Source organism: Vreelandella hamiltonii (assembly GCF_014651775.1).
GTDB classification, from domain to species: domain Bacteria; phylum Pseudomonadota; class Gammaproteobacteria; order Pseudomonadales; family Halomonadaceae; genus Vreelandella; species Vreelandella hamiltonii.
The window spans coordinates 122008-138612 of the sequence record NZ_BMXN01000005.1 but is presented as its reverse complement, the minus strand read 5'-3'; the positions used below and the strand labels follow the sequence as shown (position 1 = coordinate 138612).

The following is a 16605-nucleotide window of genomic DNA, read 5'->3' as shown; positions in this document are numbered from 1 at the left end:
CTGAAAAAATCAGGCCGCATAGTGTTGGGCCAGGGTGCTGATGATCGCCCTGGCACTGTCACTGTTGAGCGAGTAATAGATGGTTTGTGATTCGCGGCGCGTCTCGACCAGTTTGTCGCGCCGTAGAATGGCCAAATGCTGGGAGAGCGCGGACTGGCTCAACGCCAGCTGTTGATTGATCTGCGTGACAGACAGTTCCGTTTCTGCCAGCAAGCAAAGGATTTGCAGACGTTTTTCATTGGCCAGGGCCTTGAGCAATTGAGTGCCTGCCTCAATGGCGAGTCCATTGTGTTCCAGAAGGCGTGCAGCGGCGCTAGTAGAAGCAGACATGAAACTCTCCTTGCCTACACTGTGGTGACAGCGTTGTTATTGATTATGTAGCCATCGTCGCGTCGCGAGGATTGGGTTGTTGAATGATCATTAATTTAGCGCTTTTTGTCCAAAACCACGTTTAACGTTCTATCAATGATAAGTGTTGATTTTTTGTCGACAATTTGTGTTTTTTGCTTTTGCTTTGGTCGAATTTAAGCCGATAGTATGAGGGTGAAAGCATGCTTTGCTTTGTAGAGTGTCAACAATCAAGCTCACAACAATGACAAGGCCACCATGAATCGTTATCACTCCGTTTACCGCCAGTCGGTGGAACAGCCAGAAGCGTTCTGGGCCGAGCAGGCTCGCAAGCTGCCCTGGTTCACCCCTCCCAGCACCATCCTCAGTTACGACGAGCAGCAGCACGCCCGCTGGTTCAGCGATGGTGTGCTCAATATTTGTCACGCCGCCATCGACGTGCACGTAGAGCAGGGCCGCGGCGAACAGGCGGCCATTTTCTGGGACTCGCCGGTCACCCGCTGCAAACAGACGCTCACTTACCGTCAGCTGCGTGACCGAGTCGCCAAGGTAGCCGGTGGCTTGGCACAGCTGGGCGTCACCCAAGGTGACCGGGTGATCATCTACATGCCCATGGTGCCCGAGGCGCTGATTGCCATGTACGCCTGTGCCCGCCTGGGCGCGGTGCACTCCGTGGTCTTTGGCGGCTTTGCCCCCCACGAGCTGGCAGTACGCATCGAAGATGCCGAGCCCAAGGTGGTGATTGCGGCTTCTTGCGGGGTCGAGGTCGATAAGGTGCTGCCTTACAAGCCCATCGTGGAGCGTGCCATCGAGCTGAGCAGCTTCAAACCACAGGCGTGCGTGGTGTTCCAACGCGATGCCCACCGGGCCGAGCTGCAGCCGGGGGATCACGACTGGGCGACGCTCGAAGCCAGCGCTCAGGCCGCCGACTGTGTGCCCGTCAAAGCGACCGACCCGCTGTATATCCTGTACACCTCAGGTACCACGGGTAAGCCCAAGGGCGTGGTGCGCGATACGGGTGGTTACGCCGTGGCGCTGCACTACTCCATGGAGGCCATTTACGACCTGGCGCCGGGCGACGTGATGTTCACGGCTTCTGATGTGGGGTGGGTCGTCGGGCACTCCTATATCGTCTATGCGCCGCTGCTGCGTGGCTGCACCACGGTGGTGTACGAAGGCAAGCCCGTGCGCACGCCGGATGCCGGGGCATTCTGGCGGCTGATCGAGGAGTACCGCGTCAAGAGCTTCTTTACGGCGCCTACGGCGTTCCGGGCCATCAAGAAAGAGGACCCGGACGCCAAGCGACTCTCGCAATACGATATCAGCAGCCTGAAACATCTGTATGTGGCGGGGGAGCGGCTCGATCCCCCCACGTTCCATTGGCTGGATGACCTGCTGGACGTGCCGGTGATCGATCACTGGTGGCAAACCGAAACCGGCTGGCCGATTGCCGCCAACTTGCCCGGCATCGAAGCCGTGCCCACCAAGGCCGGTTCGGCTACGTATCCCGTGCCCGGCTTCGACGTACGTATTCTGGATCGCGACGGCGAGCAGGCCGAGTCCATGCAGCAGGGCAGCGTGGTGATCAAGCAGCCGTTGCCGCCAGGTTGCCTGATCGGCGTATGGCGTGACCCGCAGCGTTTCCACAGCGCCTACATGGCGGCTTTCCCAGGTTTTTACCTCACCGGGGATGGCGGCTATTTCGATGAGGAGGGCTACCTGTTCATCATGGGGCGCACCGATGACGTGATCAATGTGGCGGGGCATCGCCTCTCCACCGGTGAAATGGAGGAAGTGGTGGGTGCCCACCCGGCGGTGGCCGAATGCGCGGTGATTGGCATTCATGACGAGTTGAAAGGGCAGCTCCCGATAGGACTGGTCATCCCCAAGGATGGCTTCCAGGGCGACGAAGCGACGCTGGAAGCCGAGCTGATCGAGCGAGTGCGTGAACATATCGGCCCGATTGCCTGCTTCAAGCAGGTGCTGGTGGTCAATCGGCTACCGAAAACCCGTTCGGGCAAGATATTGCGCAAGCTGCTGCGCAATATCGCCGATGGCAAGTCCTACGGTATTCCATCGACCATCGATGACCCCACCAGTCTCGATGACGTGCATGAAGCCATGTGCCAGCGTCAGATCGGTGCCGCTGAGCAAGCGAAGCCGCAGCAGGACTGAAACCAGGTTGGCCGCCCGGAGAGCCTGGGCGGCTTTCATTACCAGCGAGAAGGCGTATAATGCGCGCCCCAGTAGCATCATTACGCTGTTCACGAGGGTTCCCTAACCCCTCTTGCCACCAAAAAAAGGTCTCGCTCCATGTTTGCGCTCACCGATCTTCAGCATCGCCGTTGCCTGACGGTAATGGTCCTTTTCCATATTGCCATCATTGCCGCCAGCAACTATCTGGTGCAGCTTCCATTTACGCTGTTCGGCTTTCACACCACCTGGGGAGCCTTTAGCTTTCCGTTCATCTTTCTGGCTACCGACCTGACCGTGCGCCTGTTTGGTAAAGGGCCTGCACGCACTATCGTATTACGGGTCATGTTTCCCGCGCTGCTGGTATCCTATGTGGTGTCGGTGGTGTTTCCCCGTGGCAGTTTCGCGGGCCTGGAAGCGCTGGGCGAGTGGAACCTGTTCGTGGCGCGGATTGCCCTGGCCAGCTTCCTGGCCTACGTGCTGGGCCAATTGCTGGATGTGCAGGTCTTTGACCGGTTGCGCCAATGGGCCTGGTGGGTAGCGCCGGTCTGCTCCACTATCCTGGGTAACCTGGCGGATACCTTTGCCTTTTTTGCGACCGCCTTTTACAACAGCCCCGATCCGTTCATGGCCGCCCACTGGGTGGAAATTGCCACGGTGGATTACGTCATCAAACTGGCGATCAGCCTGCTGTTCTTCCTGCCGCTGTACGGCTTATTGCTGGCGTGGCTGACGCGCAGGCTGGTGGTATGGACCGGCCAGGCAGATGCCGAACCACGCACCGCTTAATCATCAAGGAGCCCCCATGACCGAACAGGCCACTGTCGACCTGCACGTGATCGATCTGCCCGCCGAGGTTGAAGCGCCTCAGCAAGCGCCGCTGATCGTCATTCATGGATTGTTGGGAAGTGCCGACAACTGGCGCTCGCATCTCAAGGTGTGGCAGCGCAAGCGCCGGGTGGTGGCGGTGGATCTGCGCAATCATGGCCGCTCGCCCCATGCCGAAGGCATGCACTACACCGCCATGAGCGATGACGTGCTGGCAGTGATGGACAAGCTCTCCATCGAGGATGCGCATATTCTTGGCCACTCCATGGGCGGAAAAGTGGCCATGACGCTGGCTCGGCAAGCCCCCGAGCGCTGCCTGTCGCTGATGGTGGCCGATATCGCTCCGGTGGCCTACCAGCATGGTCATGACGATGTGTTCGCGGCGCTGAATCGCGTCAGAGACGCCAAGCCTGCCAATCGCCGTGAAGCCGATGCGCTATTGGCGGAGCATGTCAGCGAGCGCCCCACGCGACTGTTCCTGGCCACCAACCTGGTACGAGACGAGCAGGGGGGGATGAGCATTCGCGTGGGTCTGGACGAAATTCAGCGTGGCTATGAGCACATCATCGGTGAGCCGGAAGGAGAGGCTGCCTACGAGGGGCCAACGCTGGTGCTGCGTGGGGCCAACTCTCACTACGTGACGGATGAGATGCTGCCCAGGCTACGCGAAGTGCTGCCACGGGCCCGCCTGGTGACGCTGAAGAATGCTGGGCATTGGCTGCATGCCGACCAGCCCGAAGCGTTTCAGCAGGGGGTCGACGCTTTTATTGCGGCGCACTCCTGACGCTGGCCCGCTCAATCCAACCACCAATCCAGCCACTCAACCCAGCGGCTCGATCGACAGCCCGTGCTGTTCGGCGTCGCGGATGAAGCGGTTGAGAATGCGGTAGGTATCCATATCGAACTGCCCGGCAGGTGTTTTCAACGCCAGCGCAACCTGCCGCGATGGGGCGCTGCCCAGATAGCACCAGTGATCGATCAAGTGATAGGCCGCCGGACCCGTGGGGCGGCTCTGTTCGCGCAGAATGATACGGCCAGGCCACGGCCAGGCGCTGATCTGCAGGCCCGCCAGCGCTTGCTGGGCACGCAGCGTGTGTGCCTCTCGTGTTTCCTCGCCGCAACACGCCCCCCGGCATCGCCCCAGCTGGTGGGCAAAGCAGCGTCCCTTGCCCTTGTCCAGCCCCAATACCTGCGGGCAGAGCTGATGCGCTTCGGCCAAGTGGCGCAGTGCCTCCTTGGCTTCCTTGGCGCTGCGGAACAGGCCAAACAGCTTGCCCGGCTGCGGTTGCCCCAGCAGCTTGCCATTGGCCAGCGTGGGCTGCGCCGCATCGTCCGGCCAGTACCAGGTGTGTAGCTTGCCCTGGCGGCGTAGCTGTCGGTTCATGATGGGCATCAACTGCTTTACCAGCTGCGCTTCTCGCAGTTGGGCGCTCAGGTCGCCGGCCGTTTCCTCCCATTCCACGTGCTGGATCTGCTGGGCCAGGCGCATCTCCTTGTCATCCTGATGATCACGCTGGAAGTGGCCGAGCACCCGCAATCGCAGATTGACGCTCTTTCCCACATAGAGCGGCAGGCGGTTGTGCCCATAAAACAGGTAGACGCCCGGTGCTTCCGGCAGCCCCGCCAGCTGCTCGCTGGGAAGGTGTGCGGGCAGGCTGCGGTGACGCTGCTCGTCAGCCAACGCCGCCTGCCAGGTGGGCGTATCGAACCGCTGTTGCCAGGTTTGCCAAAGGCCCCACAGGGCTTGCGCATCCTCTTCGGCTCGGTGGGCGTTGGTTCTGGGAACGTCGTAATGGGCCAGCAATGCCGTCAGATTGTGCTTGGCCAGCTGCGGTGCCAGTCGCCGGGCAAGGCGCAGGGTGCAGATCACCCTGGGTCGGTAAGCAATTCCAGCGCGTTTGAACTCGTTGCGCAGGAAGCCTGCATCGAAGCGAGCGTTGTGCGCCACCAGCGTGTCACGCCCCAACCACCCGTTGAGCTCCTCGGCAATGCAAGCAAAGGTGGGCGCCTCCCTGAGCATTGCATCGTCGATTCCTGTCAGTCGGCTGATATGGGCCGGTACTCCCGTTGTGGGCTGAATCAGGCTGATCCAGCGCTCCACGACGTGACCGCCGTTGATTTTCAAGGCGGCAATTTCCGTGATGCGGTCACGGGTAGCGCGTGTGCCGGTGGTTTCTATGTCGATGAAAATCAGTGGCGTATCGTTCATGCGGCTCCCGCCTGGGCGCGCTTATGGCTCGGCCAGGGTATGCGGATTGAGTGCCAGCCGGGAGGCAGGCAGCGTGGCGTCTATCGTGCCGGAGGCCAGCAGGTAACGTTCGAAGGCGCTGTAACGACGCTCATCTAGGGCGGCTGGGCTCAGCGCCAGGCGGCGCACGATATTTGCCCAGGCGCCCTGGTTGACCGGGTTGTCGAGCACTGGCTGAGTGTTGATCACCAGTTGCCAGGCCTCGTTGGGGTGGTCGACGATCCAGTTGCTGGCTTCTTCCAGGGCCGTCACCAGGCGCGACCAGGTGGCTGCCCGCCGCGCGACAGAATCGCTGTTGGCCAGCAGAATCAGGCCGTCATGGCGGGGAATGTCGAGCGCTTGATAACGCACCGTGTGGGTGACGATACCGTCTGAGGCCAGCTCTTCCGGCAGGGTCAGATAAAAGCCGTCGGCAATGGCGTCGACGCGCCCTTCGCGCAGGGCGCCGGCCGCATCGAAGTGGACGTTTTCGGCGGGCGAAAATTCATCGATTTGCCGCAGGGACAGGGGCACCAGCGGTTCCGCCAGCAGGTCGCGCCCTTCGCGGGTCGAGAAGCCATAGTGGACTCTGCCCAATCCCTGGAGGGGGTCGGGCGAAGTGGCGGTGCCTGCCACGACCACGGCATTCAACGGGGTTTCGACCAGCGTGGCAATCCGCACGATGGGGGCACCATCATGCACATTCAGGTGTAGCAGCGGCTGGCGCGACAGCGCCAGATCCACTTCTCCAGCCGCCAACAGTTTGATGGCGATGGTCGGGTCTGCAGGCGTCTGTAGTTCCACCTCCAGGCCTTGCAGCGCAAACAGACCGCGCTCTTTGGCAACGATCAGGGGAGCATGCTGGGGGCTCAGGTACCAATCCAGCATCAGGTTCAGACGCTTCATGGGCGGTGGGTCCAGAGGCGGCGGTGGCACCAGCGCCATACTGGGAGCCTCGTCTTCACTGGACGCTTGTTCCGGGGCAGATGTCTCAGGCTCGTCGCTTTCGACGGTAGCCGCTTCTACTTCGGGTTGGGGAGCGCTGTGCCACAACCCTTCAGGCAGCACCAGGTCGCTCTCCAGCTGCAAGGGTGTGTCGGGTGTTTCCGTATCATTTGCGTAAGTGGCTGAAATTGAAAATAATAAAAAAAACGCTAAGACTAGGGTAAGGATGGAACGGGCACGCAAGAATGCGTTCAACATAACCTGAACTCCAGAAGGTACGACGGCGGAGTTTAGCTGTCAGGAGAAGTCTCTGGCTAGCCCTGGGGCAATCTGGCCAACTCGCTCAGTAAAATCAGCCTGGGCATGCAATAATAGAATGGCATTGATGTAGAGACGGAGACTCATGGACGCAATTTATACCTTCTTTCTGGTAGGCGGTACCCTCATGGCGCTCAGCATTCTGGCGAGCCGCTTGTCTTCCATGATGGGCGTGCCGCTACTGCTGATCTTCCTGGGTTTGGGTATGCTTGCCGGGGAGGAAGGCTTATTGGGTCTCGAGTTCGATGACTACTCCATGGCCTTCACCATCGGCCACCTAGCGCTGGCCATGATTCTGCTGGATGGTGGGTTACGTACACGACTCAAGACGTTTCGCGTGGGGTTTCGTCCAGCCCTTTCGCTGGCAACGCTTGGGGTGTTCATCACCAGCGCCATCGTTGGCGTGATTGCCATGTGGGTTTTCGACCTCACCTTGATCCAGGGGCTACTGGTGGGGGCCATCGTCGGCTCCACCGATGCGGCGGCCGTGTTCTCGATGCTCAGTGGTCGTGGAGTGAACCTGAACGAGCGGGTTGGGGCAACGCTGGAGATCGAGTCAGGCACCAACGACCCGATGGCGATTTTCCTGACGCTGATGCTGGTCGAGATGCTGGTGGGGGATATTGGTGGCATCAGCGAGACGCTGCTGTTTTTCGTTTCTCAGTTCGGCATCGGCCTGCTGGTGGGCGTGGCGGGCGGCTGGGGCAGCGCCAAGTTGTTGCGCTGGCTGGACCTGGCGCCTGGCCTCTACTCCATGCTGGCGCTTGCCTTGGGGTTCAGTGTCTTTGGCCTTACCAGCGTGCTGGGCGGCAGTGGCTTCCTGGCCATTTACCTGGCTGGGCTGATGATCGGCAATCAGCCGGGCAGGCACCTCAACTTCATTCTGCCGGTGCACGACGGGCTTGCCTGGTTAAGCCAGATCGGTCTGTTCCTGGTGCTGGGCCTGCTGGTCGCGCCCAGCCAGCTCTGGGAAGTAGCGCTTCCAGCCAGTCTGGTGGCATTGGCCTTGATCTTTATTGCCCGCCCGCTGGCGGTGCTGATAACCATCAAGCCGTTTTTCAAGTTCCGCTGGCGCGAGACTTTCTTTATTGCCTGGGTTGGCTTGCGGGGTGCCGTGCCTATCGTGCTGGCCATTTTCCCGGTCATTGGCGGCGTCGAAAATGCTTCTCTCTACTTCAACGTGGCCTTCGCGGTGGTGCTGATGTCGTTGCTGATTCAAGGCGGTTCGCTCAATCTGGTGGCCCGCTGGTTGAAGGTGCAGGTGCCCGTGGGCACCACGCCCAATCGGCGCGGTCCGTTGGGCATCCTGCCGGAAAACGATTTTGAAATGTTCGTTTACACGGTGGAAAACCAGGACCTGGACGATGTGCCTATCCGGCTGCTGCGGTTTCCCTCGGGCGCCTTGATCTCGTCGCTGTTCCGCAACCACGTCATGCTCCACCCCAAAGGCAGCACCCGACTGAAGCTGGGGGATGTGATCTGCGTGATTGGTCGCAGTGAAGACCTGGTGGCCCTGAATCGCTTGTTCAATGGCGATGCCAAGCTCAAGCAGGAGCGGGCGTTCTTCGGTACCTTTACCCTGGACGGCACCGCTCAGATGCAAGACATCGCCCAGGCCTACGGCCTGACCCTGAGCCCCGGCGAGCAGGAGATGACCCTGGCCGAGTTCGTCTCCCTGCGGGTAGGCGGCCACCCGGTGGTGGGGGACGACGTGGACTGGCACGGCATTCACTGGGTGGTCAGCGAGATGGAAGGCGGCGACATTACCCGGGTAGGCTTAAGACTCTACTAATTGATTCAAAAGGCGTTGACTTCCAAGGGAAAGCTGTTATTATACGCACCCATAAGCCGGAGGGATGGCAGAGCGGTTGAATGCACCGGTCTTGAAAACCGGCATAGGTTAATAGCCTATCCAGGGTTCGAATCCCTGTCCCTCCGCCACAACATAGTTTCAGGTGTTCCCAGAGATACCAGAAACACAGCAACGAAGCGCCTTAGGGCGCTTTTTTGCGTTCTATACGTTCTGTTTGTTTCTTGACATCCCACCTTTTGAGGGGGCATAAGTGGGGGCATAAGCCAAAATCACGTTTTTAGGTGCCCCCAATGACCCGAGCCACCAACAAGCTGACCGCTACCGCCGTGCGCAATGCCAAGCCGAAGGAAAAAGCCTATAAGCTGTCCGATGGTGGCGGTATGTATTTGGAGATCACCCCCAGCGGTGGCACTTACTGGCGGCTGAAATATCGCTTCAACGGCAAAGAGAAGCGGCTGGCGCTTGGTATCTATCCAGAGACTACGCTGGCCCAAGCCCGAGAAAGGCGCGAGGATGCCCGCCGTCAGCTTGCCCAGGGGGTTGACCCGAGCGCAGCAAAGCAAGCCGAGCGACGTGCTAGCAAGGTAGCAGCTGCCAACACACTGAACGCGGTGGCCACCGAATGGCTAGCCGTTCATAAAGATAAGGTGGTTCACGATCATTACCGGCACGACAAGCGCCGCCTAGAACTTCACTTGCTGCCGGTGTTGGGTAACCGTGTGCTTTCTGAGATCACGGCGCCAGAATTGCTTGATTGCCTGCGTAAGATCGAGAAGCAAGGCAAGCTAGAGACAGCCAAGCGAGTGCGCACCCTGGCGAGTATGATTTTTCGTTATGCCATAGCGACAGAGCGCGCCGACCGTGACCCCGCCGCCGATCTGAAAGGTGCCCTTAAATCGCCGCAGATAAAGCACCATCCCGCCATTACTGAACCGGATGAAATCGCCAAGCTGATGCGCGCCATTTACGCCTATTCTGGCGAGCCGGTAACGCTGGCCGCGCTCAAGTTGTCCGCGTTGGTGTTCGTTCGCCCTGGCGAGCTTCGCCGCGCTGAGTGGGACGCGATCAACCTGGAAGAAGCAACCTGGAAGTTCACCCCGAGCAAAAACGGCCCGCCGCTAATCGTGCCGCTGGCTTCGCAAGCAGTCGAGGTGCTGACCGATCTGCACGACCTAACCGGACGAAGCCGTTATGTGTTCCCAGGCGCTAGAAGCCGTGACCGACCAATGAGTGAAAACGCTATTACTGCCGCTATGGCTGGCATGGGCTATAAAGGCCGAATGACTGCCCACGGCTTTAGGGCCATGGCCCGCACGGTGCTAGAGGAGCGCTTAAACTTCCCACCAGCTCACATTGAGCAGCAATTGGCCCACGTAGTAAGAGACGCCAATGGGCGCGCCTACAACCGTACAGCGTTTTTAGAGCAGCGCCGCGCCATGTTGCAGGCGTGGGCCGACTACCTGGACACGCTACGCGAAGGCAGTCAAAACGTGGTGCCTATCAAGGGGGTGGTATGAGCGTTTATGGCCTTATGAGTGAAGCGGTAGCACGCTTGGAGAGCTCTTCTTTCGAAGATATTTACAAAGAGCAAAAACAATGGGAAGAAAACGGCGGATGCTTAGCAAGCCCAGGCGCGTCAGCCGCGCCTATTTACCAGTGGACAACATGGAATGAGGAGCTGCCCAGGCTAGAAAAAGCATTTGAAGAAGGGGAGACGATAGCAGTTCTTCAAGCAGTTGAGCTTTGCGCCCTGAGAGGCTTGCCAATGCCTGAATGGTGCCAAAGTGCATATTTGAAGTCTTGGCGAAAAGCGAAAGGCGCTAAGTGTCGCACCTTAGATGAAGCGTTTGGCTTTAGTATGAAAGGCGTCAAACTACGTTTTGCACGGCAAAAATATCTACTAGCTGATGTTGTTGTTTTTAAGGTGTTGCAGTTACTTGAGGAAGGCGAGAAAGGAAGTGACGCTTTCTTGGCAGTAGGAAAAGAGCAAGGCATAGCATGGGAAACTGTTCGCGATTGGTATTACGAGCGCCGTGCAAAATTTGACTTTATGACATATTCCCAAAAACGCCAGAAAGACTAAAACCTCTGCCGGTTACATCCTGTTCCTGTTCGTGCCACAACAGTCAGGGTGAGCCTATATGAGCCAAGCCAACCGCAAGACCTTAATCAAGCGTCGTGAAGTGCTGGCGCGCACTGCGTTAGCAAACTCTACCCTCTACCGCCTTATGAAAGACGGCACCTTCCCCCAGTCTGTTCAGATTGGCCCGCGTTCAGTTGCTTGGGTTGAAGATGAAGTAGACCAGTGGATCCAACAGCGCATCGAGTGCGCCCACCAGCAAAAGGGGGCCGCGTGATGTTGACTTTATCCCATACGTTCCCCTATGCTTCATTTGCTGGCGCAAAATCGCTAGCAATACAGACCTTGGCCGGTCTCAATCACAAAGGCGCACCAGCGCCCCAAATGACGGCGCTTTTTTTGTGCCCGTCAGTTATGGCGGCTGTGCGTGGGACACCTTCGGGTGTGCCGGTTTCCTTTGTGACCGGTCGGCCAACCTGCGTACAGTCGCCCCCATTCGTTGCTTGGCCGCAGCAGGGGGACGACTCCAAACACAAAGGAGTCTCACCAATGACGGCATCCATCCGCCTATCTAATCTTATTACCCGCAGCTTATCCAGCCGCGCCGCTGCCCATCGTGCCATGGCCAAAAGTGCCTTGTTTGCCGATAGCAGTGCCAGCACCCGCCTAAAGCGTTACAACCACCACATAGCGAAAGCCGAGCAACTAGAAGCCCGCGCCCTGAATACTGCCAAGCGCAGTGTAGGGGGTGAAGCGTGAACACCAACCAAACGCACCTACACGACCTTGAGGACATCTTGGGCGCTGTATATGGCCTAGCCGACATGCTGGAGCAAAGCGGCAGCCATGAAGGCAGCGAAGACGAAGCGCCAGCCCTTAGCCGCTTTCATCGTGGCTGTATGACCACGGCTATAAAGCACTTGGCTAACCGTGCTAACTCGCTGGTTGACATTATTGGAGAGCAAGAGGCCGGTAAGGCAGGAGGCTCCAATGCTAAATGAGCTCTACCTAACCGGCATTCTTCGCACGATGCGAGAAGAAGCCGAGACATCCGAGCGCCGCGAAGAAGACATAAGGCCCGCCGCGCTAGTTCAGTATGCCCAGATGATTGAAGACTCAGTTTACAAAGGTGCCGCCGCTATGACCCATACCACCACTAACGATTATGTCCGCCAGCTAGAGAACACCATTAGCGACTATACCCAACAGCTAGAGCAAATGACGCTTGCCGGTGAAGACCTTTTGAAGCTGGCGTCTGTGTTTAAAGCTATCGTGGACATGCTGGACAAGGATGGGTTCGATTTAGCCCAGGATGCCGAGCGGCTAGCCTGCGTTGGGCGCGAGCTTGCTAAGCGTGGAGCTGAATACTTTATGGATGCGGCAGACTGCCTTGAGGCGACAATTTCACAGCTAGAAGTTGAAGTTGAAGAAGAAAAGGAAAAAGTAATTTTTGCCGAAGAAGGGGAGGAGTAACCATGGCCGCGCCGTTCAATAAAAAGCGCGGCCCTGAGGGGAGCCGCGCCGATCATACGAAGCCGTCTTGCAAGATCAATCCTAACACCCAGCAAGGCATGGTGCTAGAGGTTTTGCGCCAGCACCCCGCCAGCGCCTTTGAGTTGCAACACTTGCTGCCCCTGGCTGATGCCCGTGCCGTGGTGCGCGATCTGAAAAAGAAAGGCTTTCCGATTGACACGGTAGAAGCGCCCAACCCTAACCAGAATGCTCGCTGTAAAACGATAAAGCGATACCGCCTAATCGAAGCGCAGTGATTTATCAGCGGGCCTCGCATTGAGGCCCGCTTCTGGAGGACGCTATGCCCAGGAAAAAGCGCGACAGCGTGGCAACACCTGGCGGCTTTCTCGCACTGCCCAAACTGCTGATGGAACAGCGCGACTTTAGGGAGCTTTCACCGTCAGCCTTGAAGGTTCTTATGGTGCTGGGAAGCCAATACAACGGGCGCAACAATGGCGATCTGTCCGCCACCCATTCAATGATGGAAGACTGGGGAGGTATGGCCAAGGCGACGTTAGCCAAGGCGTTACGCGAGCTACAAGACCGCGAGTTGATCGTTAAGACTAGAGAGAACCGGCACGGCAGAGAAGGTGCCCGCTGTGCGCTGTTTGCCTTAACATGGCAGACCATAGACGATTGCCCAGGCAAAGACCTGGAAATGCCGCCTAGCATCATTCCCAGGCGCAAGCTGTCTAGAGGCTAAGGAATCCCACCACGCGGTGGGATTTTTTTTGCTTTAGCCGTGGTTATTGAACAGCTATTCGATTTTAACCGCGTTCAAAAATTGAACCTCATAGGGCTAAAAATTGAACCCTTATTCATATAGCGGGCGTTTTGCTCCAAATAAGGGGCTAAAAATTGAACCCTTACCCCGTCATTTCGATTTTTACCGGGTTCAATAATTGAACACCCTTCTAGAGTTACCACGTTAGGGGGCTTTTGGCAGGGAACACAACAGAGAGAGCGGCACAGAGAGAGAAGCCAAGGCGTGAGCAATAAGCGCCCACCTTGTAAGCAATCACAGTAATGGCGATATAAACAGTTATGTTATAACATTGCATTTATGGGCTAGGTGTTATAGCGACACCACCAGACGACCAACCGACAAGGTAACGAAAATGAAAGTGTCAGCACTACGTGAGCAGCGAAGCGCCAAAGTTGCGCAAATGAAGGGCATGATCGACAAAGCCGCCGATGAAGGCCGCGATCTGTCAGCCGATGAAGCTAAGCAGTTTGAGACGCTCAAAGCAGAGGAGCGCGCCCTGGCCGGTCAGGTTGACCGAGCAGAGTATTTAGCCGAAGCCGAGCGCCGCAGCGTTGCCGCACCCGTAACCGGTGATGCTGGCGCAGACTTCAACAAGCTGGCGCGTCAGGTAAGCGTGATGAAGGTAATGCGCGCTCAGATGGAAGGCCGCAGCCTGGACGGTGTAGAAGCTGAATACGCCCAGGAGGCCGAGCGCCGCAGCGGTCGCAAGGCACAAGGCGCATTCGTGCCAATGGCTGCGCTAGAGACACGGGCCAACACGACCGGCACCGCTGGCGAGATCACCCCAATTGACCACCGCCAAGACCAGTACATTGACGCGCTGCGCAACCGCTTACTGGCTCGCCGTCTTGGTATCCGTATTCTGTCTGGCTTATCGGGTGACGTGAGCATTCCGAAGTACGGCAGCGGCCTTGCTACCGGTTGGGTGACAGAAGGTGGAGCCGTGCCAGAAGGCGAAATGAGCTTTGGCGAGGTGAAGCTGTCACCTAAGCACGTAGGCGGCAAAACCGAAATGAGCCGCCAGCTTATCCAGCAATCTAGCCCAGACATCGAGCAGCTAGTTCGTGGCGATCTGTCCGCCTTGATTGCCCAACAGATTGATAGCGCGATCTTGAACGGTTCCGGTGCTGCTGGTGAGCCGCAAGGCATTATCGGGGCCGCTGGCATCCAAACCGCCGACATTCCCACCACTTGGGCCGGTGTGCTTGGTCTATCCGAAATGCTAGAGCTTGAAAACCTGGAAGGCGCGGCTTGGCTATCAGCCCCAGGCGTGAAGACCACCCTTGGCAGCACTGAGAAGGTCGCCGGTTCCGGTTCTGGCTTCCTGCTGCAAAACGGCATGATGGATGATAAGCCCTACTGGTCTACTAATCAGATGCCCGCTAGTACGCTGCTGTTTGGCGACTTCTCGCAAGTGCTGCTAGGTATCTGGTCAGAGATCGACATCTTGGTGAACCCCTACGCTGAACCGGCTTATAGCCGTGGCGGTGTTCAGGTTCGCGCTATGGCCACTTGTGATGTGGCGCTTCGCCATCCGCAAGGCTTTGTCGTTGCAACCCCAGGCGAATAACCATGGAGCGCCGTGCTAGCACTGAATTGAAGCCCAAGGGCCGCAAGCTGACCGGCTACGTTGCCCGCTTCGATGAACCCACCGATCTAGGGGAGTTTGTCGAGGTGGTACGTGCTGGCGCGTTTACCCGCACGCTCGCCGGTACCGGCGCCCAAAACATCCGCGCTATTTACGAGCATGATGGCCGCGCACTGCTGGGACGGTTGGGCGCTGGTACGTTGCGGCTAACTGAGGATGCCGTGGGGCTGGCCTTCGAGATCGACCTACCCGACACCACCTTGGGCCGCGACTTGGCCCACTTGGTGGAGCGTGGCGACGTGGCTGGCTGTTCGTTTGGCTTCCTGCCGGTGAGCGATGCGTGGTCAGAGCGTGAAGGCCGCGCCGTGCGCGAGCTGACAGACGTGGACTTGATTGAAGTCACCATAACCGCGTCACCCGCCTACGACACGACCAGCGTACAGGTGCGCGCCAGCCAGCCCTTAGGCATCCGACTTGCCCGCCTATACGTGGAGGCTTGCCAGTGAAGTTAATCAAGCGCCTATTTGAGAAGCGCGCCGCCGATGCCTACGACACCTACTGGAACCGCTTCACCGCTGCGCAAGACGTGGCAGGCGTGGCGGTGAACCCCAAGAGTGCCGAAGGTATCAGCGCCGTTTATGCTGCCGTGGCGGCTATTTCTGAGAGTGTGGCCAGCCTACCGCTAGACATCTACCGCCGCACTGAGGATGGGCGCGAGAAGGCCCGAACCCATCCGCTGTTCAAACTGTTGCACTCAGAGCCAAACGAACAGCAGACCGCGCTAGAGTTTCGGGAAATGCTGCAACGGCACGTTCTGTTGCGTGGCAATGCTTATGCCGAGATCAAGTGGAACGCTGCCGGACGCATCGACAGCTTGAAGGCGCTTCACCCTGACAGTGTGAACGTGCTTATCACCCTAGACGATAAGCTGGTGTATGAGGTGACAGACCGGCACGGTAAGCGCCGCCGCCTGCTAGCGTCTGAGGTGCTTCACCTGCGTTACCACAGTGATGACGGCCTGATGGGCCGAACGCCTATTGAGGTGTGCCGCGACACGGTAGGGCTAGCGCTAGCAGAGCGCACCCACGGGGAACGTATGTTTGCCCAGGGTACCAAGCTATCAGGCGTTATTCAGACGCAGCCCACCACCACCAAAGAGCAGGCCGCGCAAATACGCGACAGTTGGGCCGCTGGTCAGAGTGGTGTGAGTAACCACGGCAAGACTGCTGTTTTACCTGCCGGTGCCGAGTTCAAGACGGTCAGCATGACGCTTGAAGACGCCGAGTGGATAGAAGCCCGCCGTATGAGCGTGGAGGAGGTGGCCCGCCTATTCCGTGTCCCGCCCGTGCTTATTGGCGATCTGAGAGAGGCCAACTACTCCAACGCGGTAGAGCTTGGCCGGTACTTTGTGACCCATACCTTACGCCGTCACTTGGTGATGTGGGAGCAGGCAATCAACCGCGCCCTAATCAACGACCCCGCCACCTTCTACGCAGAGCATAACGTTGAAGGGCTATTGCGTGGCGATAGCTTGAAGCGGGCCCAGTTCTACGAGCGCTCTATCAGTGATGGATGGATGCGCCGTAGTGAGGTGCGCCGCCTGGAGAACCTGCCCAGCATCGAAGGCATAGACGATGAAGAAGCTAAGGCACCTACCCCTTAATAGCGCCGCGTGGGCGCGCCTGCGTGCCCAGGTGCTAGCCGAGGAGCCGCTTTGTAGGCAGTGCGCAGCGCTTGGGCGGGTGGAGCCTGCCACCGATGTTGACCACATTATCAACGGTGAAGGCGACTACTCAGACGACAACCGCCGCGAGAACTTGCAGCCATTGTGCCACCCGTGCCACAGCCAGAAGACCCGCGCCGAGATGAACGGCGGGGAGTTGGTGCAGGTGGGATGCGACACCAGTGGCCGACCCATTGACCCAAACCACCATTGGAACCGCTGAAAAATCACGAGGAACCGCGGCGGCAGACACCGCCACCCAAC

The 16605-nt window shown here is 58.5% G+C and carries 18 protein-coding genes, 1 tRNA gene and 1 pseudogene; 17 read left to right on the top strand and 3 right to left on the bottom strand.

Annotation, left to right across the window (positions count from 1 at the left end; genetic code table 11):
• Nucleotides 1–9: 9 nt before the first annotated feature.
• Nucleotides 10–330 carry an ArsR/SmtB family transcription factor gene (locus IE091_RS06495; protein ID WP_039177873.1) on the bottom strand — a complete coding sequence of 107 codons (321 nt, stop codon included), beginning with the start codon at nucleotides 328–330 and terminating at the stop codon, nucleotides 10–12.
• A 255-nt stretch (nucleotides 331–585) separates the two neighbouring features.
• On the opposite strand from IE091_RS06495, the pseudogene IE091_RS06490 reads away from it, so the two are divergent.
• The 3 genes and pseudogenes from IE091_RS06490 to IE091_RS06480 all read left to right on the top strand — a co-directional run.
• Nucleotides 586–2523, top strand: a pseudogene (locus IE091_RS06490) (propionyl-CoA synthetase); the annotation flags it as partial.
• A 138-nt stretch (nucleotides 2524–2661) separates the two neighbouring features.
• On the top strand, nucleotides 2662–3330 hold the full coding sequence (locus IE091_RS06485) for a 7-cyano-7-deazaguanine/7-aminomethyl-7-deazaguanine transporter (RefSeq protein WP_096922966.1): 669 nt from the start codon (nucleotides 2662–2664) through the stop codon (nucleotides 3328–3330).
• A 16-nt stretch (nucleotides 3331–3346) separates the two neighbouring features.
• The gene (locus IE091_RS06480) at nucleotides 3347–4153 is read left to right on the top strand and encodes an alpha/beta fold hydrolase (RefSeq protein WP_189463107.1); all 807 of its coding nucleotides are present in this window, start codon (nucleotides 3347–3349) and stop codon (nucleotides 4151–4153) included.
• A gap of 36 nt (nucleotides 4154–4189) precedes the next feature.
• Here IE091_RS06480 and IE091_RS06475 read toward each other — a convergent pair whose 3' ends face one another.
• Complete coding sequence (locus IE091_RS06475) at nucleotides 4190–5578, bottom strand: exonuclease domain-containing protein (RefSeq protein WP_189463106.1); 1389 nt, start codon at nucleotides 5576–5578, stop codon at nucleotides 4190–4192.
• 21 nt (nucleotides 5579–5599) lie between these two features.
• Nucleotides 5600–6685 (bottom strand): ABC transporter substrate-binding protein, encoded by a 1086-nt coding sequence (locus IE091_RS06470; RefSeq protein ID WP_308428119.1) that lies wholly within the window; start codon nucleotides 6683–6685, stop codon nucleotides 5600–5602.
• A gap of 259 nt (nucleotides 6686–6944) precedes the next feature.
• On the opposite strand from IE091_RS06470, the gene IE091_RS06465 reads away from it, so the two are divergent.
• The 14 genes from IE091_RS06465 to IE091_RS06400 all read left to right on the top strand — a co-directional run bounded on the left by IE091_RS06465 (nucleotide 6945) and on the right by IE091_RS06400 (nucleotide 16564).
• Nucleotides 6945–8651 carry a potassium/proton antiporter gene (locus IE091_RS06465; RefSeq protein WP_096922970.1) on the top strand — a complete coding sequence of 569 codons (1707 nt, stop codon included), beginning with the start codon at nucleotides 6945–6947 and terminating at the stop codon, nucleotides 8649–8651.
• Between the two features lie 58 nt (nucleotides 8652–8709).
• Nucleotides 8710–8800: transfer RNA gene (locus IE091_RS06460), tRNA-Ser, on the top strand.
• A 162-nt stretch (nucleotides 8801–8962) separates the two neighbouring features.
• The gene (locus tag IE091_RS06455) at nucleotides 8963–10189 is read left to right on the top strand and encodes a tyrosine-type recombinase/integrase (RefSeq protein ID WP_189463102.1); all 1227 of its coding nucleotides are present in this window, start codon (nucleotides 8963–8965) and stop codon (nucleotides 10187–10189) included.
• Nucleotides 10186–10755 carry a hypothetical protein gene (locus tag IE091_RS06450; RefSeq protein ID WP_189463101.1) on the top strand — a complete coding sequence of 190 codons (570 nt, stop codon included), beginning with the start codon at nucleotides 10186–10188 and terminating at the stop codon, nucleotides 10753–10755. Before IE091_RS06455 ends, IE091_RS06450 begins: the two co-directional genes overlap by 4 nt.
• A 58-nt stretch (nucleotides 10756–10813) precedes the next feature.
• Complete coding sequence (locus IE091_RS06445) at nucleotides 10814–11029, top strand: helix-turn-helix transcriptional regulator (RefSeq protein WP_189463099.1); 216 nt, start codon at nucleotides 10814–10816, stop codon at nucleotides 11027–11029.
• Nucleotides 11030–11301: 272 nt separating this feature from the next.
• Nucleotides 11302–11511, top strand: coding sequence for a hypothetical protein (locus tag IE091_RS06440; protein WP_189463097.1), 210 nt, complete (start codon nucleotides 11302–11304; stop codon nucleotides 11509–11511).
• Nucleotides 11508–11753 (top strand): hypothetical protein, encoded by a 246-nt coding sequence (locus IE091_RS06435; protein WP_189463095.1) that lies wholly within the window; start codon nucleotides 11508–11510, stop codon nucleotides 11751–11753. The genes IE091_RS06440 and IE091_RS06435 overlap by 4 nt, the downstream gene beginning before the upstream one ends.
• Nucleotides 11743–12225, top strand: coding sequence for a hypothetical protein (locus tag IE091_RS06430; protein WP_189463093.1), 483 nt, complete (start codon nucleotides 11743–11745; stop codon nucleotides 12223–12225). Before IE091_RS06435 ends, IE091_RS06430 begins: the two co-directional genes overlap by 11 nt.
• A 2-nt stretch (nucleotides 12226–12227) precedes the next feature.
• Nucleotides 12228–12521 (top strand): helix-turn-helix domain-containing protein, encoded by a 294-nt coding sequence (locus IE091_RS06425; RefSeq protein ID WP_189463092.1) that lies wholly within the window; start codon nucleotides 12228–12230, stop codon nucleotides 12519–12521.
• 44 nt (nucleotides 12522–12565) lie between these two features.
• The gene (locus IE091_RS06420; protein ID WP_189463091.1) at nucleotides 12566–12967 is read left to right on the top strand and encodes a helix-turn-helix domain-containing protein; all 402 of its coding nucleotides are present in this window, start codon (nucleotides 12566–12568) and stop codon (nucleotides 12965–12967) included.
• Between the two features lie 415 nt (nucleotides 12968–13382).
• On the top strand, nucleotides 13383–14600 hold the full coding sequence (locus IE091_RS06415) for a phage major capsid protein (protein ID WP_189463089.1): 1218 nt from the start codon (nucleotides 13383–13385) through the stop codon (nucleotides 14598–14600).
• 2 nt (nucleotides 14601–14602) lie between these two features.
• Nucleotides 14603–15124, top strand: a complete 522-nt coding sequence (locus tag IE091_RS06410; RefSeq protein WP_189463088.1) for an HK97 family phage prohead protease — start codon at nucleotides 14603–14605, stop codon at nucleotides 15122–15124.
• On the top strand, nucleotides 15121–16281 hold the full coding sequence (locus IE091_RS06405; protein WP_189463087.1) for a phage portal protein: 1161 nt from the start codon (nucleotides 15121–15123) through the stop codon (nucleotides 16279–16281). Before IE091_RS06410 ends, IE091_RS06405 begins: the two co-directional genes overlap by 4 nt.
• The gene (locus IE091_RS06400; protein ID WP_189463085.1) at nucleotides 16253–16564 is read left to right on the top strand and encodes an HNH endonuclease; all 312 of its coding nucleotides are present in this window, start codon (nucleotides 16253–16255) and stop codon (nucleotides 16562–16564) included. Before IE091_RS06405 ends, IE091_RS06400 begins: the two co-directional genes overlap by 29 nt.
• The last annotated feature ends 41 nt before the right edge of the window (nucleotides 16565–16605 follow it).

Coding starts and splice junctions, on each gene's coding strand:
- IE091_RS06495 (WP_039177873.1), bottom strand. CDS start 330: ATGTCTGCTTCTACTAGCGCCGCTGCACGCCTTCTGGAACACAATGGA.
- IE091_RS06485 (WP_096922966.1), top strand. CDS start 2,662: ATGTTTGCGCTCACCGATCTTCAGCATCGCCGTTGCCTGACGGTAATG.
- IE091_RS06480 (WP_189463107.1), top strand. CDS start 3,347: ATGACCGAACAGGCCACTGTCGACCTGCACGTGATCGATCTGCCCGCC.
- IE091_RS06475 (WP_189463106.1), bottom strand. CDS start 5,578: ATGAACGATACGCCACTGATTTTCATCGACATAGAAACCACCGGCACA.
- IE091_RS06465 (WP_096922970.1), top strand. CDS start 6,945: ATGGACGCAATTTATACCTTCTTTCTGGTAGGCGGTACCCTCATGGCG.
- IE091_RS06455 (WP_189463102.1), top strand. CDS start 8,963: ATGACCCGAGCCACCAACAAGCTGACCGCTACCGCCGTGCGCAATGCC.
- IE091_RS06450 (WP_189463101.1), top strand. CDS start 10,186: ATGAGCGTTTATGGCCTTATGAGTGAAGCGGTAGCACGCTTGGAGAGC.
- IE091_RS06445 (WP_189463099.1), top strand. CDS start 10,814: ATGAGCCAAGCCAACCGCAAGACCTTAATCAAGCGTCGTGAAGTGCTG.
- IE091_RS06440 (WP_189463097.1), top strand. CDS start 11,302: ATGACGGCATCCATCCGCCTATCTAATCTTATTACCCGCAGCTTATCC.
- IE091_RS06430 (WP_189463093.1), top strand. CDS start 11,743: ATGCTAAATGAGCTCTACCTAACCGGCATTCTTCGCACGATGCGAGAA.
- IE091_RS06425 (WP_189463092.1), top strand. CDS start 12,228: ATGGCCGCGCCGTTCAATAAAAAGCGCGGCCCTGAGGGGAGCCGCGCC.
- IE091_RS06420 (WP_189463091.1), top strand. CDS start 12,566: ATGCCCAGGAAAAAGCGCGACAGCGTGGCAACACCTGGCGGCTTTCTC.
- IE091_RS06415 (WP_189463089.1), top strand. CDS start 13,383: ATGAAAGTGTCAGCACTACGTGAGCAGCGAAGCGCCAAAGTTGCGCAA.
- IE091_RS06410 (WP_189463088.1), top strand. CDS start 14,603: ATGGAGCGCCGTGCTAGCACTGAATTGAAGCCCAAGGGCCGCAAGCTG.
- IE091_RS06400 (WP_189463085.1), top strand. CDS start 16,253: ATGAAGAAGCTAAGGCACCTACCCCTTAATAGCGCCGCGTGGGCGCGC.